This is a genomic window from Tepidimonas sp., assembly GCF_046292505.1.
Lineage (GTDB): Bacteria > Pseudomonadota > Gammaproteobacteria > Burkholderiales > Burkholderiaceae_C > Tepidimonas.
Genome location: NZ_JBKBQX010000213.1, coordinates 1 through 626 on the forward strand (window position 1 = coordinate 1; position 626 = coordinate 626).

Sequence of the window (626 nt, forward strand, 5' to 3'; positions counted from 1 at the left end):
GCCGCGGCGTTCAGTGAGCGGGACGTCCGAATACGCCGCCCGCAGCGTGTCGAAGGCCCCCACGGCAACGACCCGGCGCACGCCGTCGGCGCCAGCGGCCGTGACCAACACACCATCGGCTTCGTACCGGGGATGGGGCTCGTCCGCGTGCGGATCGAACCAGAGCAGGGAGGCGCGCCACGCTTGCATGGGGCGCTAGCTTAGCCGCTTCGCGCGACGGGGCGGTGACACGCGGCGCTTGACCCCAGGTTTACCCCTTGAGATGCCGGTGCGGCACCCGCCGCTGGCGCCACCAGCCGTGGCGGCCGACCAGCATGGACACGGCATACCACCCCCCCAGCAGCAACACGATAGCCGGGCTGGTGGGCCAGTCGGTTAAATACGACCACCACAACCCCAGCAGGGATCCCACCGCCGCGGTCGCCACGGCGGCCATCAGCATCGGCTGCAAACGCCGAAACCAGAATCGCGCACTTGCCGCCGGCAGCACCATCATACCCACCGCCATCAGCGTGCCCAGGGCGTGGAACGCCGCCACCAGATTGATCACCACCAGCGCCAAAAATCCGTGGTGCGCCACGGCCCCCCACGGGCTGACCCCGCGCAGGAACGCCGGATCCACGCAC

1 protein-coding gene and 1 pseudogene are annotated in these 626 nt (G+C 70.0%); both read right to left on the reverse strand.

What is annotated here, in order from left to right:
• Window positions 1-189, reverse strand: a pseudogene (locus ACK4TH_RS12825) (guanine deaminase); the annotation flags it as partial.
• A gap of 61 nt (window positions 190-250) precedes the next feature.
• Window positions 251-626: metal ABC transporter permease (locus ACK4TH_RS12830; RefSeq protein ID WP_409626998.1), on the reverse strand; the 376-nt coding region annotated here is incomplete at its 5' end.